This is a genomic window from Yoonia sp., from assembly GCF_046498525.1.
In the GTDB taxonomy this organism is placed as follows: domain Bacteria; phylum Pseudomonadota; class Alphaproteobacteria; order Rhodobacterales; family Rhodobacteraceae; genus Yoonia.
In genome coordinates this window covers 1-23300 of sequence record NZ_JAWOAN010000082.1, presented here as the reverse complement: position 1 = coordinate 23300, position 23300 = coordinate 1, and the positions used below count along the sequence as shown (strand labels likewise).

At 57.5% G+C, this 23300-nt stretch carries 23 protein-coding genes; 18 read left to right on the top strand and 5 right to left on the bottom strand.

The annotated features are described in order from the left end of the window. Positions 1-63 precede the first annotated feature (63 nt). The 13 genes from R6T97_RS05355 (at position 64) to dxs (ending at position 12264) form a co-directional block, all read left to right on the top strand. Complete coding sequence (locus R6T97_RS05355; protein WP_410348268.1) at positions 64-945, top strand: polyprenyl synthetase family protein; 882 nt, start codon at positions 64-66, stop codon at positions 943-945. Then, positions 945-2093, top strand: a complete 1149-nt coding sequence (locus tag R6T97_RS05350) for a methyltransferase (protein ID WP_410348267.1) — start codon at positions 945-947, stop codon at positions 2091-2093. The genes R6T97_RS05355 and R6T97_RS05350 overlap by 1 nt, the downstream gene beginning before the upstream one ends. Positions 2094-2202: 109 nt before the next feature. Next, positions 2203-3141, top strand: coding sequence for a chlorophyll synthesis pathway protein BchC (gene bchC, locus R6T97_RS05345; protein ID WP_410348266.1), 939 nt, complete (start codon positions 2203-2205; stop codon positions 3139-3141). Next, a complete protein-coding gene (locus tag R6T97_RS05340) occupies positions 3138-4142 on the top strand; it encodes a chlorophyllide a reductase iron protein subunit X (protein ID WP_410348265.1) in 1005 nt (334 codons plus the stop codon). The genes bchC and R6T97_RS05340 overlap by 4 nt, the downstream gene beginning before the upstream one ends. Positions 4143-4264: 122 nt before the next feature. Continuing rightward, complete coding sequence (bchY, locus tag R6T97_RS05335) at positions 4265-5869, top strand: chlorophyllide a reductase subunit Y (RefSeq protein ID WP_410348264.1); 1605 nt, start codon at positions 4265-4267, stop codon at positions 5867-5869. Further along, complete coding sequence (gene bchZ / locus R6T97_RS05330; RefSeq protein WP_410348263.1) at positions 5869-7329, top strand: chlorophyllide a reductase subunit Z; 1461 nt, start codon at positions 5869-5871, stop codon at positions 7327-7329. The genes bchY and bchZ overlap by 1 nt, the downstream gene beginning before the upstream one ends. Next, positions 7326-7550, top strand: coding sequence for a cytochrome PufQ (gene pufQ / locus R6T97_RS05325; RefSeq protein WP_410348262.1), 225 nt, complete (start codon positions 7326-7328; stop codon positions 7548-7550). The genes bchZ and pufQ overlap by 4 nt, the downstream gene beginning before the upstream one ends. Before the next feature lie 147 nt (positions 7551-7697). Then, entirely contained in the window at positions 7698-7853 is a 156-nt protein-coding gene (pufB, locus tag R6T97_RS05320; RefSeq protein ID WP_008231906.1) for a light-harvesting antenna LH1, beta subunit, read from the top strand. 14 nt (positions 7854-7867) lie between these two features. Further along, entirely contained in the window at positions 7868-8023 is a 156-nt protein-coding gene (gene pufA / locus R6T97_RS05315) for a light-harvesting antenna LH1, alpha subunit (RefSeq protein ID WP_019954421.1), read from the top strand. A gap of 124 nt (positions 8024-8147) precedes the next feature. Beyond that, positions 8148-8978 (top strand): photosynthetic reaction center subunit L, encoded by an 831-nt coding sequence (gene pufL / locus R6T97_RS05310; RefSeq protein WP_410348261.1) that lies wholly within the window; start codon positions 8148-8150, stop codon positions 8976-8978. A 13-nt stretch (positions 8979-8991) separates the two neighbouring features. Further along, positions 8992-9918, top strand: a complete 927-nt coding sequence (gene pufM, locus R6T97_RS05305; protein ID WP_410348260.1) for a photosynthetic reaction center subunit M — start codon at positions 8992-8994, stop codon at positions 9916-9918. Between the two features lie 11 nt (positions 9919-9929). Then, positions 9930-10163, top strand: a complete 234-nt coding sequence (gene pufX / locus R6T97_RS05300; RefSeq protein WP_410348259.1) for an RC-LH1 core complex protein PufX — start codon at positions 9930-9932, stop codon at positions 10161-10163. Between the two features lie 178 nt (positions 10164-10341). Further along, positions 10342-12264, top strand: a complete 1923-nt coding sequence (dxs, locus tag R6T97_RS05295; protein WP_410348258.1) for a 1-deoxy-D-xylulose-5-phosphate synthase — start codon at positions 10342-10344, stop codon at positions 12262-12264. Positions 12265-12315: 51 nt separating this feature from the next. On the opposite strand, the gene R6T97_RS05290 is transcribed toward dxs, so the two are convergent. From R6T97_RS05290 to R6T97_RS05280, 3 genes are read right to left on the bottom strand one after another with little or no spacing between them, the layout of a single operon-like run. After that, positions 12316-13425, bottom strand: a complete 1110-nt coding sequence (locus R6T97_RS05290) for a class I SAM-dependent RNA methyltransferase (RefSeq protein ID WP_410348257.1) — start codon at positions 13423-13425, stop codon at positions 12316-12318. Positions 13426-13471: 46 nt separating this feature from the next. Beyond that, positions 13472-14854, bottom strand: coding sequence for a tetratricopeptide repeat protein (locus tag R6T97_RS05285; protein WP_410348256.1), 1383 nt, complete (start codon positions 14852-14854; stop codon positions 13472-13474). Positions 14855-14867: 13 nt separating this feature from the next. Further along, positions 14868-15065 carry a hypothetical protein gene (locus R6T97_RS05280; RefSeq protein WP_410348255.1) on the bottom strand — a complete coding sequence of 66 codons (198 nt, stop codon included), beginning with the start codon at positions 15063-15065 and terminating at the stop codon, positions 14868-14870. An 88-nt stretch (positions 15066-15153) separates the two neighbouring features. Between R6T97_RS05280 and R6T97_RS05275 the strand changes: the two genes are divergently transcribed. Beyond that, positions 15154-15594: a CAP domain-containing protein gene (locus R6T97_RS05275; protein WP_410348254.1), complete on the top strand. Its 441-nt coding sequence runs from the start codon at positions 15154-15156 to the stop codon at positions 15592-15594. Here the strand turns inward: R6T97_RS05275 and R6T97_RS05270 are convergent. Further along, positions 15577-16368, bottom strand: a complete 792-nt coding sequence (locus R6T97_RS05270) for a class I SAM-dependent methyltransferase (protein WP_410348253.1) — start codon at positions 16366-16368, stop codon at positions 15577-15579. The genes R6T97_RS05275 and R6T97_RS05270 overlap by 18 nt on opposite strands. 63 nt (positions 16369-16431) lie before the next feature. On the opposite strand from R6T97_RS05270, the gene gloB reads away from it, so the two are divergent. The 4 genes from gloB to R6T97_RS05250 all read left to right on the top strand — a co-directional run bounded on the left by gloB (position 16432) and on the right by R6T97_RS05250 (position 21578). Then, positions 16432-17205, top strand: a complete 774-nt coding sequence (gene gloB, locus R6T97_RS05265) for a hydroxyacylglutathione hydrolase (RefSeq protein ID WP_410348252.1) — start codon at positions 16432-16434, stop codon at positions 17203-17205. 180 nt (positions 17206-17385) lie between these two features. Next, positions 17386-19710, top strand: coding sequence for an ATP-dependent Clp protease ATP-binding subunit ClpA (clpA, locus tag R6T97_RS05260; RefSeq protein WP_410348251.1), 2325 nt, complete (start codon positions 17386-17388; stop codon positions 19708-19710). Positions 19711-19996: 286 nt separating this feature from the next. After that, on the top strand, positions 19997-20212 hold the full coding sequence (locus R6T97_RS05255) for a DUF2805 domain-containing protein (protein WP_410348250.1): 216 nt from the start codon (positions 19997-19999) through the stop codon (positions 20210-20212). A 31-nt stretch (positions 20213-20243) separates the two neighbouring features. After that, a complete protein-coding gene (locus R6T97_RS05250; protein WP_410348249.1) occupies positions 20244-21578 on the top strand; it encodes an ABC1 kinase family protein in 1335 nt (444 codons plus the stop codon). On the opposite strand, the gene R6T97_RS05245 is transcribed toward R6T97_RS05250, so the two are convergent. Next, a complete protein-coding gene (locus tag R6T97_RS05245; RefSeq protein ID WP_410348248.1) occupies positions 21575-23260 on the bottom strand; it encodes a peptidoglycan -binding protein in 1686 nt (561 codons plus the stop codon). The genes R6T97_RS05250 and R6T97_RS05245 overlap by 4 nt on opposite strands. Positions 23261-23300 lie beyond the last annotated feature (40 nt).

The following is a 23300-nucleotide window of genomic DNA, read 5'->3' as shown; positions in this document are numbered from 1 at the left end:
CGTTGGATTTACATTGACATATGTAAACTAAAATTGACACTATAGATTGCAAAGGAGACGCGTATGAGAATCTCGGAGCGCATTGATGCAGCCATGGCGGACGCCATCAAGACGGGTCAGGGCGGCGTTGCCCCTGCCAAACTTGCGGCGGCGTTGGAATATGCAGTTACACCCGGCGGTGCGCGGATCAGGCCGACGATCCTGACTTCTGTCGCGATGGCCTGTGGCGACGACCATCCCGAACTCACAAACGCGGCCGCGGTCGCGCTTGAGGTGGTCCATTGCGCGAGCCTTGTGCACGACGACCTGCCTTGCTTTGACGATGCCGACTTGCGGCGTGGCAAACCTGCGCTGCACCGCGCGTTTTCAGAGCCGCTGGCCGTGCTGGCGGGCGATAGCCTGATCATCATGGGCTTTCAGCTTTTGGCACGTGCGGCGGGTGGCGCACCGGACCGCGCGCTGCGCCTGATCGATATTCTGGGCACGCGGACCGGTATGCCTTTCGGGATCTGCGCCGGTCAGGGTTGGGAAAGCGAAGATGCGATTGATCTTTCTGCCTATCATCAGGCCAAGACGGGTGCGTTGTTCATTGCCGCGACCCAGATGGGTGCTGTGGCAGCCGGCCAAGAGGCAGAGCCTTGGGAAGAACTGGGCGCACGCATCGGTGAGGCTTTTCAGGTTGCCGACGATCTGAGGGACGCGCTGTGCGATCAGGACACTTTGGGTAAACCGGCAGGTCAGGATGATCTGCATGGTCGCCCGAATGCTGTCGCGGCCTATGGGGTCGCAGGTGCGATCAGGCGCTTCGATGACATTCTGGGTGGTGCCATTTCATCAATCCCAGCCTGTCCGGGTGAGGCTGCGTTGGCGCAAATGGTTCGGGCATATGCTGACAAACTGGTGCCTGCGGGCGCGCGCAGCAGGCCGACCGTTCCGGGCGAATAATGAAATACTTCGACAGCCCCCTGCCCAAGCCCGCGTTGCCGCGTGGGGCTGAAAAGCAGGCTGGCCGTTTTACGCGTCTTGTCGCGTCGCGGCGGTTTCAAAGTTGGGCTGCCCGTTTCCCGCTGACGCGGCGCATGGTCAGATCAGAAGGCGAAGCGCTGTTCGATCTGGTCGCAGGCTTTTGCCACAGCCAGATTCTATTGACCGTTGTGCGACTGGACATCCCCCAAATTCTGCTGGAACGTGAAATGACCGCCGGTGCGCTGGCATCTCGGGTGGATGTACCATCGGAGCGGATGCAGGTCCTATTGGCAGCGGCCACGTCGTTAAACCTGATCAAGCGGCGCCAGTCGGGCCGCTTTGCGCTTACCACCAGAGGGGCCGCGCTTGCGGGTGTTCCGGGACTTGCAGGCATGATCGACCATCACGATGTACTTTACCGCGATCTGGCGGACCCTGTCGCCTTCTTTCGTGGTGAAGTCGAGACAGAGTTGGCTGGGTTCTGGCCCTATGTTTTTGGTGCAGGCGGTGCGACGGACCCGCAAACGACTGCGACGTATTCGCAACTCATGGCGGACAGTCAGGCTCTGGTTGCCGAAGATACTCTGGCAATGGTCGGGTTTTCGGACCGTACGCATATTCTTGATGTTGGTGGTGGAACGGGTGCCTTTCTGGCGGCTGTTGGGGTCGCCAATCCCGCATTGCGCATGACACTTTTCGATCTGCCTGCCGTTGTCCCTGCGGCGACTGACCGTTTTGCGGCGGCCGGGTTGGGCGATAGGGTTGAAATTGTGCCGGGGTCTTTCCGTGATGACCCGCTTCCGCAGGGGGCGGATCTGATCAGTCTTGTGCGTGTTCTTTATGATCACGCCGATGAAACGGTGACTGGCCTTCTCAAGTCTGTCCATGACGCGCTGCCCGAAGGAGGGCGTGTTCTTGTCTCGGAACCGATGACCGGCGGCGATGCGCCGCAACGTGCGGGCGACGCGTATTTTGCGCTTTATTGCATGGCAATGCGGACAGGGCGTGCACGCTCTCAGGCGCAAATCGCAGCACTGATGTCGCAGGCGGGCTTCGACGAAATCCATGCACCACGGGCGCGCCGTCCGTTCATTACGTCAATTGTGGAAGGTGTAAAGAAAAGTTGACACTTTCACTGTCTAATTTAATTGACACTACGGCGTGTAAGGCTAAAGTAAGTCAGGACAGAGTGTCGAAGGCGGGATTGAAAAACCCCGCGCACCGGAGGGAAGAACGTTGCAAACACAGGCCGTTATATTATCAGCACCGGGAAAGCTGGCGCTTGATACAGTGGGAATCGTTCCACCTGCGGTCGACGATATTGTTGTAGCGATCACGCATTCCGGCATTTCCACTGGCACTGAAAAACTCTTTTGGACGGGTGAAATGCCTCCGTTCCCCGGAATGGGCTATCCGCTTATTCCCGGATACGAAGCCGCCGGTGAAGTCGTCGAGGCCGGTTCTGACAGCGGATATCGCGTGGGGGAGCATGTCTTTGTCCCCGGTGCGAGCTGTTACGAAGGTGCGCACGGTTTGTTCGGGGCGGCAGCGCAGACAATCGTTACGAAAGCTGCGCGCGTGACGCGTATTGATCGTGGGCTTGGCGCTGCCGGTGCCTTGCTTGCCCTTGCAGCGACGGCCCGCCATGCGATGGCCGGGCCGAACAAGGCCGTTCCCGATCTGATCATCGGTCATGGTGTGCTGGGCCGCCTTCTGGCGCGTTTGACCGTAGCTTCGGGTGCGCCGGCACCAACAGTCTGGGAAGTTGATCCGCTGCGCATGGATGGTGCCAATGGCTATGAGGTCACGACGCCTGAATTGGACGAACGTCGCGATTACAAATCGGTATACGATGCGTCCGGTCGTGGTGACCTGCTCAATGACTGGATTGGCCGTATCGCCAAGGGCGGCGAGATCGTTTTAGCGGGTTTCTACACCGCACCACTGCAATTTGCCTTTCCGCCCGCCTTCATGAAAGAGGCCCGTTTTCGCATCAGCGCCGAGTGGGCGCCTGATGACATGACGGCGACCAAAGCCTTGGTCGAAGCGGGTGTTTTGGATTTGGCCGACCTGATTACCCATGAACAACCCGCACGGGCGGCGAGTGGGGCGTATGAAACCGCCTTTACCGATCCTGCCTGCCTGAAGATGATTTTGAACTGGGGAACCGCATGAAAGATGAAATTCCAAACCTGAAGGATTTCGACCAACGCTTGCGCGATGAGGCGAACGAAGAACCGAACCTCGAAGTGCCGCAAGGCGAGCCGACCTCGAAGACCCAGATCATTGCGATCTATGGCAAAGGCGGTATCGGCAAATCTTTCACGCTCGCGAACCTCAGCCATATGATGGCCGAGATGGGCAAGCGCGTGCTGCTCATCGGTTGCGATCCCAAGTCTGACACGACAAGCCTGCTGTTCGGTGGCAAGGCCTGCCCGACGATCATTGAAACGTCCGCGAAAAAGAAACTGTCGGGTGAAGAAGTCGCGATCGGCGATGTCTGCTTCAAGCGCGGTGGTGTCTTTGCGATGGAACTTGGCGGCCCTGAAGTGGGCCGCGGTTGTGGCGGCCGCGGGATCATCCACGGCTTTGAATTGCTTGAAAAGCTGGGTTTTCACGATTGGGACTTTGATTATGTCCTGCTTGATTTCCTTGGCGATGTTGTTTGTGGCGGCTTCGGCCTGCCGATCGCGCGCGATATGGCGCAGAAAGTTATCCTGGTTGCCTCCAATGATCTCCAATCGCTTTATGTTGCTAACAATGTCTGCTCGGCGGTCGAATACTTCCGAAAACTGGGTGGCAACGTTGGGGTCGCTGGACTTGTCATCAACAAAGATGACGGCTCAGGAGAGGCACAGGCTTTCGCCGAAGCTGTTAGCATACCTATCCTGGCTGCAATCCCGCAAAATGACGATCTGAGAAAGAAAAGCGCTAATTATCAGATTGTTGGAACCTACGAAAGCGAATGGGGCCCGATGTTTGAAGGGCTTGCCGATGCTGTGGGTATTGCCCCGCCTGTCCGCCCGAACCCGCTTGATCAAGATGGGTTGCTTGGCCTGTTCGACGCCAAAGATACGGGTGGCGACTACCAGTTGGTGCCCGCCACCGATGTCGACATGCGTGGCAAGAACGCCCAGCCCAAAGAGAGCCTGGAGGTGATTTATGACGACGCCTAATCCAGACAGCAAAGTTCAACGCGAGGTGCAAGAGATGCTTGCCCGCGCAACACCCGCACAAATGTCACGCCTGTTGTGCGACATTATGGCGTCCGCACCTGCCGCCAAGGAGTCCGTCAAATATGACGCATGATTCAGACACCAAAGGCTACGAGGTTGGCTATGATGACGCTGGGCAGGTCCAGATCATCGAAGGTGCCGCGCGTGAGGAATCGTCTGACCCGTTGGATGCCGGCACGCAAGCGACAGCGCTTGAGGGTGGTTGCACCGCAAGTGCGGGCACTATGGAAGCTGCGGCGCGTGCCGCTGGCAAATCCGAGATACTTGACCAATACGCGAAGGATTATCCGCAAGGACCCCACGACCAACCGCAGAGCATGTGCCCGGCGTTCGGGTCTTTGCGTGTAGGCCTTCGGATGAAGCGTGTGGCCACGGTATTATCCGGTTCGGCTTGTTGTGTGTACGGCCTCACGTTTGTTTCACATTTTTATGGGGCGCGCCGGTCTGTTGGCTATGTCCCGTTCAATTCCGAGACATTGGTGACGGGTAAACTGTTCGAGGACATTCGCGAGAGTGTCCACGACATGGCGGACCCAGATCGCTATGATGCGATCGTCGTTACAAATCTGTGTGTGCCAACGGCTTCTGGTGTGCCACTGCGGCTCTTGCCGAAAGAGATCAACGGCGTGCGGATCGTAGGAATCGATGTGCCGGGGTTTGGAATTCCGACCCATGCCGAGGCAAAGGACGTCTTGGCCGGTGCGATGCTGAACTATGCCCGCCAAGAAGTAAAAGCTGGCCCGGTTGCGCGCCCTGTTGGCGGCAAATCCGACCGTCCTGCCGTTGCGTTGCTGGGCGAAATGTTCCCCGCTGATCCGATGATGATCGGCGCGATGCTTGCCCCGATGGGTCTGGCTGCCGGTCCGGTCGTGCCGACCCGCGAATGGCGTGAACTCTATGCGGCGCTCGATTGCGGTGTCGCGGCGGCGATCCACCCGTTCTACACCTCTGCTATCCGTGAGTTCCAAGGCGCTGGTCGCAAGATTGTGGGCTCTGCCCCTGTCGGACATGATGGCACCGCAGAGTGGCTGGCCGCGATCGGTGACGCCTACAATGTGAAGCCTGACCAGATTGCAGCAGCACAGAATGCGTTCTTGCCGGCGATAAAGGGTGCTTTGGCCGGGGCTCAGATCAACGGGACGGTTACGCTCTCGGGCTACGAGGGTTCCGAATTACTGGTCGCGCGTTTGCTGATCGAAAGCGGTGCTGATGTGCCTTACGTCGGCACGGCTTGCCCCAAGACCGAATGGTCGCGCCCCGATGCTGAATGGCTCGCCGCTAAAGGGGTAAAGGTTGTCTATCGTGCCTCGCTTGAGGATGATCTGGCGGCTGTCGACGCTATCAAGCCTGACCTCGCAATTGGCACGACGCCTGTTGTGCAGCATGCGAAAGAAGCTGGCATTCCGTCGCTTTACTTTACCAACCTGATTTCAGCGCGTCCTTTGATGGGGCCTGCTGGCGCTGGTTCATTGGCGCAGGTCGTGAATGCCGCGATTGCCGGCAAGGAAAAGATGGATACAATGCGCGCGTTCTTCGAGGGTGTGGGCAAGGATGACACTGCCGGCGTCTGGGAAGGCGCGCCCAATTTGCGCCCTGATTTCCGTGCCGCACACCAGAAAAAGCTCGACAAAATGGCGCGTGCCGCCAAAGCGCAGGAGATGATTTGATGCTAGTCACTGATCATGATCGCGCGGGTGGATACTGGGGTGCAGTTTATGCATTCTGCGCCGTCAAAGGTTTGCAGGTTGTCATCGACGGCCCTGTAGGTTGCGAAAATCTGCCGGTTACATCTGTCCTGCACTACACCGACGGCTTGCCGCCGCATGAACTACCGATTGTCGTGACTGGTCTTGCCGAAACCGAGATGGGCGAAGGCACCGAGCAGGCGATGAAGCGGGCCTGGGAAACACTTGATCCCGCGCTGCCTGCCGTTGTCGTGACGGGTTCGATCGCAGAGATGATCGGTGGCGGCGTCACGCCGCAGGGCACGAATATTCAACGCTTTCTGCCCCGCACCATTGATGAGGATCAGTGGGAATGTGCTGATCGCGCGATGACATGGATTTTCACCGAATTTGGCATGACAAAAGGCCGGATGCCGCCCGAGAAAAAGCGCGAAGAGGGTGCCGCGCCGCGCGTGAACATCCTGGGGCCGATGTATGGCGCATTCAATATGCCGTCTGATCTAGCCGAAATCCGGCGTCTGGTCGAAGGGATCGGGGCAGAGGTCAACATGGTGATGCCGCTGGGTGCTCACGTCGCCGAGATGCGCAATCTGGTAAATGCCGATGTGAATGTCACGATGTATCGCGAGTTCGGGCGTGGTCTGTGCGAGGTGCTGGGCAAGCCGTATCTGCAAGCACCCTTTGGCATCGATTCAACGACAAAATTCCTGCGCAAATTGGGTGAATTGACGGGGCTCGACCCTGAACCGTTCATCGAGCGCGAGAAGCATTCGACCATCAAACCGGTTTGGGATTTGTGGCGCTCTGTCACGCAGGATTTCTTTGCGACGGCTGAATTTGCTGTTGTTGCGAACGAAACCTATGCCCGTGGCATACGACATTTCCTTGAGGGCGACCTTGGCTTTCCTTGCGCATTTGCCGTTGCCCGGACACGCGGCAAGAAGACGAACAACGACGAAGTGCGCAGCCTGCTTCATACGAAACGCCCGCTAATCGTCCTCGGCTCCATCAACGAGAAAATGTATATGGCCGAAATGAAGGCAGGGCATGGTCCATCGCCGGTCTTCCTTCCCGCCAGTTTCCCGGGTGCTGCGATCCGCCGTGCCACAGGCACGCCTTTCATGGGCTACGCCGGGGCCACTTATCTGCTGCAAGAGGTCTGCAACGGCCTCTTTGATGCGCTGTTCCACATCCTGCCCTTGGGCAGCGAGATGGATGAAACGGACGCCACGCTGACACCGTTGCGACGCGATTTCCCATGGGACGCGGATGCGCAAGCCAAACTGGACGAGATCGTGGCAACCCACCCGATCCTGACCCGAATTTCTGCCGCAAAAACGCTGCGCGACGCAGCCGAGCGTGCAGCCCTCGACGCCGGCGACGACCGGGTGGTTCTTGAAACCGTCGAAACACTGCAACCCAGTTCTGGAGGACGCAAATGACCGATTTTACAACAGATATCCCCACCTCACGGGTCCGGTCCGCGCCGCCAAAACGCGAGTACTATGCCTATTTTGCAGTGATCTTTCTGGCCACACTGCCGCTTTGCATCCTGACATGGGTGTTGTCTGCGACGCGCCGGATGGAACTGCCTGAAAAGGGACCGTTCGCCAAGGCCTGGACACAGGCCCGCATTATTACGCCGCAGATCTTCAGCGCATGATCGCGACGATAACAGTTTTGCCCGGAAACGGGCATCCGACGTTCATCATTCCCCCCCGGGGTGATGGATTGGGGCAGAGGAAGAGCTTCTGTCGTAACCCGGCCGCGGGGGGTGCGCGGCGTCAGTATTTTATTTTGGAGACAAAACATGGCTGACAAATCTGACCTGTCTTTCACAGGTCTCACAGACGAGCAGGCCCAAGAGCTGCACGCAGTTTACATGAGCGGGTTCACGATCTTCACGATCGTAGCCGTTGTTGCTCACGTGCTGACGTACATCAAGCTTCCTTGGTTCAGCTGGTAGGAGAGGAATAGCACATGGCACAGTTCTACAAGATCTGGCTGGTATTCGACCCACGCCGCGTATTCGTGGCTCAGGGCGTATTCCTGTTCCTTCTCGCAGCGATGATTCACCTCGTCCTGCTGAGCAATGAAAGCACAAACTGGTTCCAGCTCGCCTTTGGCGGAATGTAATCGGCTTTTGCCGCAAGACTAAGCTACGGGCGGGCCACGTCTGCCCGTAGCAAACACCGACATTGACGATGACAGGGCGCACCGGAACGCGGATGCAGGGCCTGTCTAGAATGGAGATTAGAAGATGGCACAGCTCAGCTTCGAGAGAAAATACCGTGTCCGTGGCGGGACACTGGTAGGCGGCGATCTGTTCGACTTTTGGGTGGGGCCATTTTACGTTGGCTTCTTCGGGGTCACAACGTTCTTTTTCGCCGTCCTTGGGACGATTTTGATATTTTACGGGGCCAGCCAGGGCCCCACATGGAATCCGTGGTTGATTTCCATCGATCCACCACCGCTCGATTACGGTTTGGGTGCCGCTCCGCTGATGGAAGGCGGCCTTTGGCAGATCATCACGATCTGTGCCGTTGGCGCCTTTGTCAGCTGGATGATGCGGGAGGTCGAGATTTGCCGCAAACTTGGTATCGGCTACCATGTGCCCTTTGCCTTTGGCGTGGCGATCTTTGCCTATGTGACCCTTGTGGTGATCCGCCCGGTATTGCTGGGCGCTTGGGGGCATGGTTTCCCCTACGGCATTTTCAGTCACCTCGATTGGGTAAATAACGTGGGATACGCTTACGGCAATTTCCATTACAATCCCGCGCACATGATCGCGATCACGTTCTTCTTCACCACCTGTCTGGCACTTGCACTGCACGGGTCGCTGGTGCTGTCGGCCGTGAACCCGCCTAAGGGCCAGGAGATCAAGTCACCGGACCATGAAGATACCTATTTCCGTGATCTGATCGGTTATTCCATCGGGCCATTGGGCATTCACCGTCTTGGTCTGTTTCTCGCGCTGAACGCGGGTTTCTGGTCTGCGATCTGTATCGTGATTTCCGGCACCGTCTGGTTCGAAGAATGGATCATCTGGTGGGACTGGTACTATGAACTCCCTTGGTGGGTCGATCTGTAGGAGGATATGAATAATGGCTGAATATCAAAACATCTTCACGCAGGTTCAGGTCCAAGGACCACCTGAAATGGGCATAGACGCCTACGACGGCACCGCGATCGACCGCGGCAAGGGCGCGAGCTTTTCGAAGATTGCGGGCTGGTTCGGGAACGCACAGTTGGGCCCGATCTATCTGGGCTCCTTCGGGGTCATCTCGCTGGCGACCGGTCTGGTCTGGTTCGTCATGGTGGGTTTGTCCTTCTGGGCGCAGGCCGATTATAACCCGGCGATCTTCCTGAGGGATCTCTTCTGGCTGTCGCTGGATCCGCCTTCTCCGGGCTATGGACTGGGTATGCCCCCGATGAATGACGGCGGTTACTTCATGATCGCGTCGTTCTTCCTGCTGATATCGGTGCTCACATGGTGGGTGCGGACATATCTGCGGGCCGAAGCGCTGGGTATGGGCAAGCACGTAGCATGGGCTTTCGCCTCTGCGATCTGGTTGTTCCTCGTGCTGGGTCTGTTCCGTCCGATCCTGATGGGCGACTGGTCCGAGATGGTGCCTTATGGCATTTTCTCACACCTTGACTGGACCAACCTGTTTTCGATCACATATGGCAACCTGTTCTACAATCCGTTCCACGCGCTGAGTATCGTGTTCCTTTATGGTTCTGCCCTGCTTTTCGCGATGCACGGTGCGACGATCCTTGCCGTCAGCCGCTTTGGCGGCGAACGCGAAATCGAACAGATCGTGGATCGTGGTACCGCGACCGAGCGTGCGGCACTCTTCTGGCGCTGGACCATGGGCTTTAACGCCACCATGGAAGGTATCCACCGCTGGGCGTGGTGGTTCGCGGTATTGACGACGCTGACTGGCGGCATCGGAATTCTGCTGACCGGTACAGTAGTTGATAACTGGTTTGTCTGGGCGCAGCAGCATGGCTACGCGCCTCTGAACTAAGGAGAGAGATGATGAAAAACGACAACATCCTCGATATGAGCGAAAAGAGCAGGCTCACCGCCGATATCACGCTCTTGATGCTCAAGGGTGCAGGTTATGCGGCAGTGTTCGTCCTTACCTTGTGGTTCGTGATTGCAGCCATGGCCTTTATCGGCCGGATACTGCCTGAACAGAGCCGCGAAACGCCTGATCCGATCAATCGGTCGTCCATGATGATCGAGGCTACAGAGACCGGACAGGTCTGACGAAATTGAAGCAGGCGACGCGCGACGCATCGCCTGTTTCTATGCCATCGGGCCACCTTCCCTGGCTGGTCCGATATTGGGGTGAGAACCCCAGTTCCCTTCCTGTTGGCTACAGGAACCAGGCGTCGCAAGCGGGGTAACCCGGTTGCGACGCTTTTTTTAGCACAGAGGTGCCGTTATGACTGATCGCCCACAAACGCCGTTTCTTGACAGTATCGCTGGCCCTGCGGATATCCGACGGATGAACGACACAGCCATCGCCAATCTGGCCGATGATGTGCGCGCCGAGGTGATCTCTGCAGTGTCCGAAACGGGCGGCCATTTGGGGTCGTCGCTGGGGGTCGTGGAGCTGACGGTTGCGATCCACGCTGTCTTTGACACGCCACGCGACAAGCTGATTTTCGATGTGGGGCACCAATGCTATCCCCATAAGGTGCTGACGGGCCGCCGCGACCGTATCCGTACTCTGCGTCAGGAAGGCGGGCTGTCAGGTTTCACAAAACGGAGCGAGAGTAAATACGATCCCTTTGGCGCGGCCCATTCCAGCACCTCTATTTCCGCCGCTCTGGGCTTTACCGTTGGCCGCGACATGGGCATGCCGACCGGTGATGCGATTGCCGTGATCGGGGATGGATCGATCAGTGCGGGCATGGCCTATGAGGCTATGAACAACGCGGGCGCCGAGGGGCGCCGCCTGTTTGTGATCCTCAATGACAACGAAATGTCGATTGCGCCGCCCGTCGGTGCCATGTCCAAGTACCTGTCCGGGCTCTATGCCTCGCCGATGGGTGATCTGCACAAGATGGCCGAAGGGTTCGAGGCCGCATTGCCCGGGCCCCTGCGCGACCATGCCCGCCGCGCGCGTCATCTGGTGACAGGGATGCAGACAGGTGGGTCCGGTACGTTGTTTGAAGAATTGGGGTTTTCCTATGTCGGCCCGATTGACGGCCACGATATGTCCCAGCTTTTGCCGGTTTTGCGTGCCGCGCGCACCCGCGCGACAGGCCCCGTTCTGATCCATGTCTGCACGACCAAGGGCAAGGGCTATGCCCCCGCCGAAACAAGTGCTGACCGCGGGCATGGTGTTTCCAAATTCGATGTGGCGAGCGGTGCGCAGTCCAAATCGCGCCCCAATGCACCAAGTTATACCAAGGTTTTCGGCACGGCCCTGACGACCGAAGCGCAGTTGGACCCCGCAATCGTCGCAGTTACCGCCGCGATGCCCTCGGGCACGGGTGTCGATATCATGGGTGCCCGTTTCAAGAACCGTGTGTTTGATGTGGGGATTGCCGAACAACACGGTGTCACTTTTGCTGCCGGTATGGCGGCAAGTGGGCTGAAACCGTTCTGTGCGATTTATTCGACATTTCTGCAACGTGGCTATGACCAGGTCGTTCATGATGTAGCCCTGCAAAACCTGCCCGTCCGCTTTGCGATTGATCGTGCGGGGCTTGTGGGCGCTGACGGCCCGACCCACGCGGGGGCGTTTGATATCGGATATATGTCGGCATTGCCCAATATGGTCGTCATGGCCGCCGGTGATGAACTGGAGCTGATGCATATGGTGCGAACTGCCGCGGCCTATGACGAAGGGCCGATAGCGTTCCGCTATCCCCGTGGCGAAGGCGTCGGGATCGAGCTGCCGGAACGTGGTGAACTGATCGAAATCGGCAAGGGCCGCATTGTGCAGGAGGGGTCGGACGTTGCAATTCTGTCGTTCGGTGCGCATTTGGCAGAGTGCCGGAAAGCGTCCGAGAAACTGGCGGCACAGGGTGTTTCCACGACTATCGCTGATGCGCGTTTTGCCAAACCACTGGATCATGCTTTGATCCGGCAACTGCTGCGAAACCACAAGGCACTGATCACAGTCGAGCAAGGTGCGCAGGGCGGTTTCGGCGCGATGGTGCTGCATGATCTTGCGAATGACGGATTGCTCGATGGGCGCTGTCAGGTGCGGACGATGACGCTGCCTGATCGTTATATTGATCACGCATCGCCCGATGTGATGTATGCGGACGCGGGGCTGACGGCGGTGGATATTGCAGCGACAGCGATGCAGGCGGCGGGGATTGAAGTGAGGCGTCATGGTGTGACTGTCTGAGAGGGCAGGAGCCTCCGGCGGGGATATTTTTTGGGCCAGTAATAACAGGAGTTAGAGTGTGCCTGTTTGGAAGAGCCACACCTTCAGCCCGCCATGCGGAATTGGAGCGCCCTTGGGATTGAATGGCAAACCTGTCGCCTTGGCCAAGCCGGCTTCGCTGGTCACGATCCCGACCCGCCAGCCAGAGAATTCGCGTTTGATCGCCTCGCCCAGACCCGCATAAACCCCGTAAAGCATGTTCTGGTTGCCGATCCGCCCGCCATAGGGTGGGTTGCAGATGATCAGGCCCGGCGGGCCTTCGGGTCGCTTGATATCGGCAGCGTTGAGGTTTTCGAAAGTGATGTGATCGCCGACACCTGCCTGATCCGCGTTTGCGGTCGCCATACGGATCGCACCTGCGTCACGGTCACTGCCCTGGAAGTGTTGGGTGGGCGCGTGGGTTTCACCCACCATACGCATGTCTTGCCAAGCGTCGGCGTTGTAGGTGGCGAGCTGTTGGAACGCGAAGTCGCGGGTCCGACCCGGGTTCAGCCCCATCGCGATTTCGGCGGCTTCGATCAGAAACGTACCTGACCCGCACATCGGGTCCAGCACCGGTTCGTGCCCATCGTATCCGCATTCGCGTAGCATCAGCGCGGCCAGCGTTTCACGCATGGGGGCTTTGCCCACAGCCTCTTTGTGCCCGCGTTTGTGCAGGCTTTCGCCGGATGTATCCACGCTGACAGTCACCCGGTTGTCATCGATCCGCAACTTGACCGTGACCGGCGCATCGGCGCTGATAATCATGCCGTGGCTTTCTTTCAGCGCGGTTTCGATCCGTTGGGCGGCGGCACCAGCGTGGTAGATTTTCGACTTTCGCGAGGTGCTGACCTCGACCCGCACGGGCACATCGGGGCGCAGGACATCAGCCCACGGGAACTTGCGCGCGCGTTTATCCAATTGCGCCAGATGGAACGCCATAAAGCTGCCCACCCGCGCAAGCACCCGTGTCGCACCGCGCATGACGAGGTTGGCGCGCCAGACGTCTTCCCATGTGCCGTTTATGGTCACACCACCGGCGGTTTCTTTCGCATCGGCAAAGCCGTGTTCAAGCGCCTCTGACAGAAGCGCTTTTTCCAGTCCGGGTGTTCCCACCATGAAAATTTCGAAATGATCACTCATCGTGACTGCATAGTTGGCTTTGCTGTCCGGATGCAAACGGCATGACCTAAAAGTTGGACTCGATCCCAAAAAGAACCTGCACGGCAGATGAAGTGTTTTCTTCGGCAGTTGATTCCGTACGCGTGGCGGAAATGGACATGCTGGGCGAGAAGCCGAAATAAGACATTTGCTCAAAGATGGCATCTGTCTGTGCGGTGACGAACTGGTCGTCCCTGCCATCGAGTGTCGTCGCGAATGTGTCATAGGTCCGGTATCCAATTTCGAACGAAGTCGATAGGCGCGCCCCAAACACGGGCTGGTTCAGCGCGTAGTTGATGCCTGTGCGGTACTCAAAATAGGTGTTTTCAAATCCTGCTTCGCTCTGCCGCCAGCCCAAGCTCAGTGACAGTTGATCGCCGCTGGCAAGTGTCCGGTTGTATGATCCGATCAGGTCGTATGTCATTGAATCGACCAGTGTTGATTTCAGTGCCTGTTGATCCCTGACTGAAGCCCTGATCAAGAAGATGTCGTTGTCGTCGATCGGGATACTATGCTGAACGATCAAATCTTGATAATTTACAAGTCGTTCCGGGCCTTCCCAATAGGTACCGAAATTCAGGCTCAGGCTGACCGGTCCAAGCGGGCTCAGCCCTGATCGCTGATGCGTAATGCCGACCTCTGCGAGCAATGTGGAAAAATCTGTGCCTTCGACGGCTCTGACATCTTCATTGGGAGAAGAGGCAAGTATTTCCTTTGCCTCTTGGGACAGCCGGTAGGTTTCGCCGGATAGCAACCCGGTGAGCGAGGTGCGTTGTCGATCATGCTCTGAAATCCGATAATTCAGGCGCGCGCTCCCCGCGAATTCAATACCGGACAATGCCAACTGGTCCTCGGGCAACAACACCGACAACCCGATTGTTTCGAAGTTGAGGACGCCATCCTCGGAACCGTCGTTGATGTTGTTAGAGGGCGCAACCGATGCCGTGAATTGCAAGGTCAGGGGGTTGGCGCGGTTCGCGGCGCGGTATTCGCTTGCGACTGTCTGGACGTCTTGCTCGGTTTTTGCGTGGTTGGCAGCACGGCGCAGCCAAAATTCAGCACGCACGTATTGCCCCATCGAAAACCGGGTACTGGCGACAAGGCGCGCGGCCTGAAACTGTGATTGATCCTCGCGTGCGACGTTATAGGCACGCTCTGCGATGGTCGCCGCCAGCGCGTCCTCACCCAGATCGGACTGGGCGAGGGCCACAATGAAGAGCGCTGCAAAATCATCCGGGTTCGCTTCCAGAATGCCCATGGAAAGCTGTGCGGCCCGCAGTGGATTGCCGTTGACCAGCGCTGCTTCGGCTTGCGTTTGAAGCTCGGTGGTGGCTTCTTGGCTCACGCCTGCCGTCGCCGCACCGCTGAGCGCAATCGTCCAAAGCAACTTGCGCAATTTAGCGGCAATCATGTGATGTTCACTGTCATTTGGCGGGCAGCAATACAAAGAAAACAGCAGCACGCAAGCCGATGACGGTCATGGCAGTTGCAGGCGTGCACATCAGCAACTTACCGCCGTGCGCACAGCAGAGGTTCGCCATATTTCTGCCTAAATGATGATGATTCATTAGGCCAGTTTTTTGCTCCGGAGTGCCTTTCGCATATCCGGTGTCAGCACCCAAGGGAGTCATCCGAATGAGACCTGTCCTTCCACTTGCTGCGATCTGTCTTACTGCTGCGTGTGGGGGTGCCGGAGGGAGTACATCTGACGTGAGTGTGAGTCGGGGGGTCCTCACGATCGAGGACCAGCCGCAGATCGCTATTTCCGAAGCTCCCAGTACGACATTTGAAAGCATGCTCAACGGGGTGCGTAGTGAAGTCGGCGCTAACCCGGTATCTTACGAAAGTCGGTTGGGCTCTGCCGCCCGACGCCATGCCAATGACATGCATGCGAATGATTTCTTCAGTCATACAGGCAGCGATAACTCGGATGTTGGGTTGCGGGTCAGAGAAACCGGCTATCGTCATCGTTATGTCGGCGAGAACATCGCAAAAGGCCAGCAGAGCGAGGCTTCGGTATTGGATGACTGGCAGGATTCGACTGGACACCGGAAAAATAATGAAAACCCTGAGTTTGAGCATTTTGGACTAGCAAAGGCAGGAAGTGGACGCGACTTGTACTGGGTACTTGTATTAGCCGACCCACTTTAAGTTTACCTGGTTGACGATCATCCGCGAGGGCGCAGCCTCGGGCTTGGGCTTTGATATGCCTTCAAACGCCTTCAATGGTTTCCGGACTGCTTCGGTCAGGCCCGGCCTTGTCGGTGCGACCGTCTGTTTGCTGACCTCGACAATCAGCACGCCACCTGCGGCGATCACGGGTAAATTATGTCCGATCTTTTCTAGAAAGCCGGCCGATTTGCGCCAGATTTTGCGTTCTGAAGGTAGCTGAAAGAGCGCCGACATCGTGCGCTCTGTCACGAATTGATGCCGCCGCAATTGCGCTTCAAGCTGGCTGAGGGAGTAGGGACGCCCGTAACCGAATGGCGTGGCATCAGACCGCGACCAAAGCCCCGCACGGTTCGGCACGATGAACACCGCCCGCCCGCCCGGACCAAGCACCCGCCATGCCTCGTCCAGCAGGACAGAGGGTTGTTCGGTCGTTTCCAGCCCGTGCAGCATGACAAGCTTGTCGACACGCCCTGTTTCGATGGGCCAAAGTGTGTCTTCGCACAGCACGCTGACGTTCTTGCCATCCGCAGGCCAGGGCATCACCCCCTGCGGTCCCGGCATCAGCCCGATCACACGGCGCGCATCCTTCAGAAAGGGGCGCAGCAAGGGCAGGGCAAATCCAAAGCCGACCACCATCTGCCCCTTTGCCTCTGGCCATATCGCGCACAACTCGTCACGGATCACCTTTTGCGCCGCACGCCCGAGCGTGCTGCGATAATAGAAGTTTCGCAAATCCAGGACGTCGAGATGCATTGCGGTTTGCGGCTCCTTCGGCAAAGCTATGGGTGCAGCATATCAACAGAGAGGCACTTTTCCATGACAAACACATCAGCGGTCGAATTGGTCGTCGTGCCGTGCCTGCGCGATAACTACGCATTTCTCGTGCATAATTCCAAGACACAGCAGACGGCGCTGATCGACGCGCCCGAGGCGGCCCCGATTCAGGCCGAGTTGGATGCGCGTGGCTGGACCTTGACGGATATTCTCATCACGCATCACCATAATGACCATATCGACGGGGTCGCCGCCCTGCGCGGCAATGCGCGGGTGATCGGTGGCAAGGCGGATGCGCGTCGCTTGCCTGATCTTGACCTTGCCGTCACAGAGGGGGACGAGATTGCCGTATGCGACCAGCGGACCCATATTCTCGACGTTTCAGGCCACACCATCGGCCATATTGCATATCATATGCCTGATGCCGGGCTGGTCTTTACCGCAGACAGCCTGATGGCGCTGGGCTGTGGCCGTCTGTTCGAGGGGACCCCTGCACAGATGTGGGACAGCCTGCAGAAGCTACGCGCTTTGCCCGATGATACGCTGGTATGTTCCGGCCATGAATACACAGAATCGAACGCGCGTTTCGCTGTATCCCTTGACCCGGATAATCCTGACCTTATCTCTCGTACCAAGAGGATCGACGCCGCCCGTGCGGTGGGCAAACCAACGGTCCCGTCAACCTTGACCGAAGAGAAGCGTACAAACCCGTTCTTGCGCGCCGATGTTCCCGAATTCAAAGCCGCTCTTGGCATGAACGATGCATCCGCGGTGGATGTGTTCGCTTTTGCACGGTCGCGAAAAGACAAGTTTTGATCATGAAAATGTGAGAGCATGGTCAAAAGCGGGTCAAAAACCGAGTATCACGCGATTTGTGATGCCAAATACGAAAAAAGTCCTTGAAGGTTGGGGAATAAAACCAAACTTTAAGGGTAAGAGGCCACGGTTGGTGTGTGCATTGCAGATGCCGACCCCCGATATGAAGGAGCACAAGACGTGCCATCATTTTCGACAACACTTGAGCAGTCCATTCACGGCGCACTGGCGCTGGCCAATGAACACAAACATGAACTTGCCACGCTGGAACACTTGCTTCTGGCGCTGATTGATGAACCCGACGCAGCCCGCGTGATGCGCGCCTGCTCGGTTGATCTTGATGATCTGCGCAAGGATCTGGATAGTTTCATCTCAGATGATCTTTCGACGCTGATTACTGATGTCGAAGGGTCCGAAGCTGTACCCACCGCTGCGTTCCAGCGGGTGATCCAGCGTGCGGCGATCCATGTCCAGTCTTCCGGTCGCAGTGAAGTGACCGGTGCCAACGTGCTGGTCGCCATCTTTGCGGAACGCGAAAGCAATGCGGCGTATTTCCTGCAAGAGCAGGATATGACCCGCTACGACGCCGTGAACTTTATCGCGCATGGCGTTGCCAAGGACCCTGCTTTCGGAGAAGCGCGTCCGGTGACCGGCTCAACCGACGAGGGAGAAACGATTGCCCCCGGCGAAGCCGACCAAAAAGAAAGCGCATTGGCGAAATACTGCGTCGATCTGAACGTGAAGGCGAAGAAAGGTGATGTCGATCCGCTGATCGGTCGGGCCCATGAGGTTGAGCGCTGCATCCAGGTGCTTTGCCGCCGCCGTAAGAACAACCCGCTGCTGGTGGGTGATCCTGGGGTGGGTAAAACTGCAATCGCCGAAGGTCTGGCCTTCAAAATCGTGAACGGTGAAACGCCAGAGGTGCTGTCGAAAGCGACGATCTATTCGCTGGATATGGGCGCACTGCTGGCTGGTACCCGCTATCGCGGTGATTTTGAAGAACGCCTGAAAGCGGTGATGACCGAGATGGAAGACCACCCTGATGCGGTGCTGTTCATTGACGAAATCCACACCGTGATCGGTGCGGGTGCGACTTCTGGTGGTGCGATGGATGCATCAAACCTGCTGAAGCCTGCGTTGCAGGGTGGCAAGTTGCGTTGCATGGGGTCGACCACCTACAAGGAATTCCGCCAGCATTTCGAAAAGGACCGTGCACTTTCCCGCAGGTTCCAGAAGATTGACGTGACAGAGCCTTCGGTTCCTGACGCGATCAAGATTCTGCAGGGTCTGAAGCCTTACTTCGAAGAGCATCACAGCATCAAATATACCGCAGATGCGATCAAGACTGCGGTGGAACTGTCGGCCCGTTACATCAACGATCGCAAGCTGCCCGATAAAGCCATCGACGTGATCGATGAGGCAGGAGCGGCCCAGCACTTGGTTGCAGAAAGCAAGCGTCGTAAGACGATTGGGGCCAAAGAAATCGAGAATGTCGTGGCAAAGATTGCGCGGATTCCGCCCAAGAGCGTATCGAAAGACGACGCAGAGATTCTGAGGGACCTTGAAAAGTCTCTCAAGCGCGTGGTCTTTGGCCAAGATACGGCGATTGAAGCCCTGTCATCGGCGATCAAACTGGCGCGGGCTGGTCTGCGTGAACCTGAAAAGCCGATTGGCAACTACCTGTTCGCAGGGCCGACCGGTGTGGGTAAAACGGAAGTGGCAAAACAACTGGCGGATACGCTGGGTGTAGAGTTGATGCGCTTTGACATGTCCGAATACATGGAAAAGCATGCCGTTTCACGCTTGATCGGTGCGCCTCCGGGATATGTCGGCTTTGATCAGGGCGGTATGCTGACCGACGGTGTTGATCAGAACCCACACTGTGTGCTGTTGCTTGATGAGATGGAGAAAGCGCACCCTGACGTCTATAACATCCTCTTGCAGGTGATGGACCACGGCAAGTTGACCGACCACAACGGGCGAACAACGGATTTCCGCAACGTGATCATCATCATGACCTCCAACGCGGGTGCGGCAGAAATGTCGAAGAATGCGATGGGCTTTGGTCGTGAAACACGGACGGGCGAAGATACGGCCGCCATTGAACGGACCTTCACACCGGAATTCCGCAACCGTCTGGACGCGATCATCAGCTTTGGTGCGCTGCCGAAAACAGTGATCATGCAGGTTGTCGAGAAGTTCGTGCTGCAACTCGAGGCGCAACTGATGGACCGCAACGTCCATATCGAACTGACACCTGCGGCTGCTGAATGGCTGGCCGACAAGGGCTATGATGAAAAAATGGGTGCGCGCCCGCTGGGTCGCGTTATTCAGGAACACATCAAAAAGCCACTGGCAGAAGAGCTACTCTTTGGCAAACTGGTCAAAGGCGGGATCGTCAAGGTTGGCGTCAAGAACGGTGCACTGGACCTGAAATATGAGGCCCCTGCGCAAGGGCGTATCGCAGGGGGCGGGAATAAACCGCCGCTTCTGACTGCTGACTAAGCGACTGGTAATGAAAAAAAAGCCCGCTACTTTGGATAAGTAGCGGGCTTTTTTCTTCGCAAGGGTTGCAGGATGCTTCACATCCCTAAAGTGAGTAGCACCAACCCAAGAACGAGGCTGGGAACGATCAGCATCATTGGCCAGACCAAGGCAGGTACACCGAAGTTGAAAATAGCCAGTCCCCAAAGGCCGAGAACCCCGATCACGATCTTGGCTTCCTAAAGCCATATCGCCCCAATCTTTGTCGCAGGTTGCCTTGCGCGGTTCCGCCCCTATTTCAAGGCATATGTCCAAGACCCCTAAATTTTCGCCCGCCCATATAGACGACATCATACAGATGGCGTTGTCGGATCATGTCAGCTTTCAGGATATTCGGCGCGAATACGGAATCCTTGAAAAAGACGTCAAAGCCTTGATGAGGGATAACCTCAAATCCGGCAGCTATCGTGCCTGGCGTAAACGCGTCAGGGACTTCGGTGATCGACGAGAGATGTACAAATGACACCGCCACTTCGAATAACCAGTGTTGCACAATGACGGATAAATTACCGGAGATACCGCGTGCGCTTGCCGTCCCCTCCGGGCGCATGTCCCGCTTTACGCGTCTGAGCACGATGACGGCAGGTGTGGCTGGCAACATGGCATTCAATGGCCTGAGCCAATTGGCACAGGGTCAACGGCCCGCCATGCGCGACCTGCTGATGACCCCGCAAAACATCACCCGCGTGACCGAAAAGCTTGCGCAAATGCGCGGTGCCGCGATGAAGATCGGCCAGTTGATGTCCATGGATACCGGTGAATTCCTGCCACCGGAATTGGCGCAAATCATGGCGCGGCTTCGTGATGATGCGCATATCATGCCTCCGGCGCAGCTCAAGAAGGTGCTGAATACAAACTGGCCGGATGGCTGGCTGGGCCAATTTGCCAAATTTGATGTCCGACCGATTGCCGCGGCCTCCATCGGGCAGGTCCATCGTGCCCGCCTGAAAAACGGGACAGAGCTTGCGATCAAGGTGCAGTATCCTGGCGTCGCCAAAAGCATCGACAGTGATGTGGCGAATGTGGGCGCTCTCTTGCGTATGTCGGGGTTGCTGCCCAAAGGGTTTGAACTGGCGCCCTATCTGGAAGAGGCGCGCAAACAGTTGCATCTGGAAACGGATTACGAACAAGAAGGCGAAAACCTTGCCCTTTTCGGTCGGCTTCTGGCGGATGCGCCGTTCTTTACCGTTCCCACCCATTTTCCGGATTGGAGTACGCGAGAAATTCTTGCGATGTCCTATGTTGAAGGGGAACCGATAGAAGCGGCCTTCACGCAGCCGCAACCGGAAAGAAACAGTATCGCCGATGCGCTGATCGGCCTGACACTGCGCGAATTGTTCGTTGAGGGCGTCATGCAGACGGACCCAAATTTTGCCAATTACCGCTATGACAAGGCGAGTTGTCAGATTATCTTGCTGGATTTCGGGGCGACCCGCGTGCTGGATTCTGAAATCGTCCGTCAATACCGGCAATTGCTGGCTGCGGGGCTGTCGGATGAGCAAGACGCGATGCGCACTATCGCTGAAGAGATCGGATTTATCGCGCACGATACGGCACCGCAACATCGCCAAACAATCATAGACATGATGCTTATGGCCTTTGCCGCACTACGCAAGGATGGTCCCTTCGACTTCACGGACAAACAGCTTCCGCGTGCGATGCAGGATGCGGGCATGGCGCTGGCGGAAGATGGGTTCATTCCGCCCCCGCTGCCCATTGATGTCCTGCTTCTGCAGCGCAAGTTCGGCGGTATGTTCCTGCTTGCAAGCCAGTTGGGTGCACAGGTTGACCTGAACGGTTATCTCAGCCGGTATACGCGCGGCCTCTAGCGCTCGGTCAGTTTTAACTCGATCCGGCGGTTCTGGGCGCGTGCTTCTGGTGTGTCCAGTGGGTTGATCGGCTGGAATTCACCAAAACCGTTCGCGGCGAGCCGACGGGGATCGATCCCAAGATCTTCGGACATGAACCGCACGACGGACAAAGCGCGCGCTTGGCTGAGCTCCCAGTTGTCTTCGAAGCGCCCGCCAGGATTGATCGGAATATTGTCGGTGTGCCCGTCTACGCGGATCACCCAGTCGATGCCTTCGGGGATATCATCCGCGATACTGCGCAAAATGTCGGCAATACCCGCAATCTCGTTTTCGCCTGCTTCGGACAGATCGGCGCTGCCGGGTTCAAACAGCACTTCGGAGTTGAAGATGAAACGGTCACCTTCGATGCGGATGCGGTCTTGCCCCTCAAGGATTTCACGCAGCTCTCCAAAGAAGGTGGACTTGAACCGCGACAGGTTTTCGGCTTCGGCTGCAAGACGCTCTGCTTCTTCCTCAAGTCTTGCGGCTTCGGCTTCAAGCCTGATGCGCTCTGCTTCTTCAAGTGCGCGGCGTTGGCGCTCCTCCGATACCACCCGCGCCAGTGCGGTATTCAGCTGTGTGCCCAAGGTTTCGATCTGGACTTGCGCTTCGCGGTCGGCCTCTTCTGCGAGATTAAGAAGCGATTGCAGATTGCCGACCTGCGTGCGCAGTTCCGTGATCTGCTCGTTCAGCAGGGCCACCTGCCGTTGGCTTTCCGCCGACAGCGCCTCTTGCGCGGCAAGTTCTTCGTTTGCCAGCGCAAGCAGCGCAGCTTGCCGTTCTGCCTCGCTGGATTGTTCGCCCAGATTGCCCTGAAGCTGTTGCAGTTCTGCGGCCAACGCCTCGTTTTCATCTTCCAGCGAACCGCGCAGTGCGTCCAACTCTGCTTGCGCGGCGCGTGCGGCGGCCAGAAGCGTGAGTGTGTCTTCTGCCTCTTGCCGTTGCCGCTCGAGGTTCAGGGTCATGGCCGTCAGTTCGGTATCGGCATTCGCAAGTCGTTCGCGTAATGCTTCTGCTGCGGCAGCACTGGTGATCTGGTCAGCCTCCAACGCAGAAATACGCGCGGTTTGCGCATCGTTTTCGGTTTCAAGGTCAGCGACCAATGCCTCGAGCGCCTCGCGCCGTGCTGCGGCAAGTCGGGCTGCTTCGGCCCCTTCGTCAATTTCGGTCCGTGCTTGGGCCAACGCCAGATTAAGTGCTTCCTGTTCGCTCAACAGCTGTTCCTGCGCGGCTTCCAAGCCGGCAATATTGGCAAGCGCTTCGCTGCGTTCACTTAGCAACCCGGCGACTTGCGCTTCGAATTGTGTGATCGCGCCTTGCGCCTGTGCCAGCGCCTGATCTTGGGCTTCGCGTTCGGCGATCAGCGCCGCGATCCGGCCCGCTTGCCGCGTGGCTTCGGCGTTGGCCGCTTCCAGATCAGAGGTCAGAGCCGCGTTCGAAGCGCGTTCAAGCCCAAGCGTCGCCGTCAATGCGGCCACCTCATTGCTGAGTGCGTCCAGTTCGGTTTCTTGTCCCGTGATCTGCTGGCGCAGCACGAATTGGATGACCATAAATATGGTCAGCACAAACATCAGGACCAGCAAAAGCCCGGTCATGGCGTCCACGAAACCCGGCCAGATCGCGTTTTGGAATCGGTTCGATGATCTGCGGCTTAGCGCCATTGATCAGCCTCTGCCTTTGATCGCATTTGTCAGGTTCGCG

Bases quoted from the DNA above. Each gene is read 5' to 3' on its own strand.
- R6T97_RS05355 (WP_410348268.1), top strand. From the start codon at position 64: ATGAGAATCTCGGAGCGCATTGATGCAGCCATGGCGGACGCCATCAAG.
- R6T97_RS05350 (WP_410348267.1), top strand. From the start codon at position 945: ATGAAATACTTCGACAGCCCCCTGCCCAAGCCCGCGTTGCCGCGTGGG.
- R6T97_RS05340 (WP_410348265.1), top strand. From the start codon at position 3,138: ATGAAAGATGAAATTCCAAACCTGAAGGATTTCGACCAACGCTTGCGC.
- bchY (WP_410348264.1), top strand. From the start codon at position 4,265: ATGACGCATGATTCAGACACCAAAGGCTACGAGGTTGGCTATGATGAC.
- bchZ (WP_410348263.1), top strand. From the start codon at position 5,869: ATGCTAGTCACTGATCATGATCGCGCGGGTGGATACTGGGGTGCAGTT.
- pufQ (WP_410348262.1), top strand. From the start codon at position 7,326: ATGACCGATTTTACAACAGATATCCCCACCTCACGGGTCCGGTCCGCG.
- pufB (WP_008231906.1), top strand. From the start codon at position 7,698: ATGGCTGACAAATCTGACCTGTCTTTCACAGGTCTCACAGACGAGCAG.
- pufA (WP_019954421.1), top strand. From the start codon at position 7,868: ATGGCACAGTTCTACAAGATCTGGCTGGTATTCGACCCACGCCGCGTA.
- pufL (WP_410348261.1), top strand. From the start codon at position 8,148: ATGGCACAGCTCAGCTTCGAGAGAAAATACCGTGTCCGTGGCGGGACA.
- pufM (WP_410348260.1), top strand. From the start codon at position 8,992: ATGGCTGAATATCAAAACATCTTCACGCAGGTTCAGGTCCAAGGACCA.
- pufX (WP_410348259.1), top strand. From the start codon at position 9,930: ATGAAAAACGACAACATCCTCGATATGAGCGAAAAGAGCAGGCTCACC.
- dxs (WP_410348258.1), top strand. From the start codon at position 10,342: ATGACTGATCGCCCACAAACGCCGTTTCTTGACAGTATCGCTGGCCCT.
- R6T97_RS05290 (WP_410348257.1), bottom strand. From the start codon at position 13,425: ATGAGTGATCATTTCGAAATTTTCATGGTGGGAACACCCGGACTGGAA.
- R6T97_RS05285 (WP_410348256.1), bottom strand. From the start codon at position 14,854: ATGATTGCCGCTAAATTGCGCAAGTTGCTTTGGACGATTGCGCTCAGC.
- R6T97_RS05270 (WP_410348253.1), bottom strand. From the start codon at position 16,368: ATGCATCTCGACGTCCTGGATTTGCGAAACTTCTATTATCGCAGCACG.
- gloB (WP_410348252.1), top strand. From the start codon at position 16,432: ATGACAAACACATCAGCGGTCGAATTGGTCGTCGTGCCGTGCCTGCGC.
- R6T97_RS05255 (WP_410348250.1), top strand. From the start codon at position 19,997: ATGTCCAAGACCCCTAAATTTTCGCCCGCCCATATAGACGACATCATA.
- R6T97_RS05250 (WP_410348249.1), top strand. From the start codon at position 20,244: ATGACGGATAAATTACCGGAGATACCGCGTGCGCTTGCCGTCCCCTCC.
- R6T97_RS05245 (WP_410348248.1), bottom strand. From the start codon at position 23,260: ATGGCGCTAAGCCGCAGATCATCGAACCGATTCCAAAACGCGATCTGG.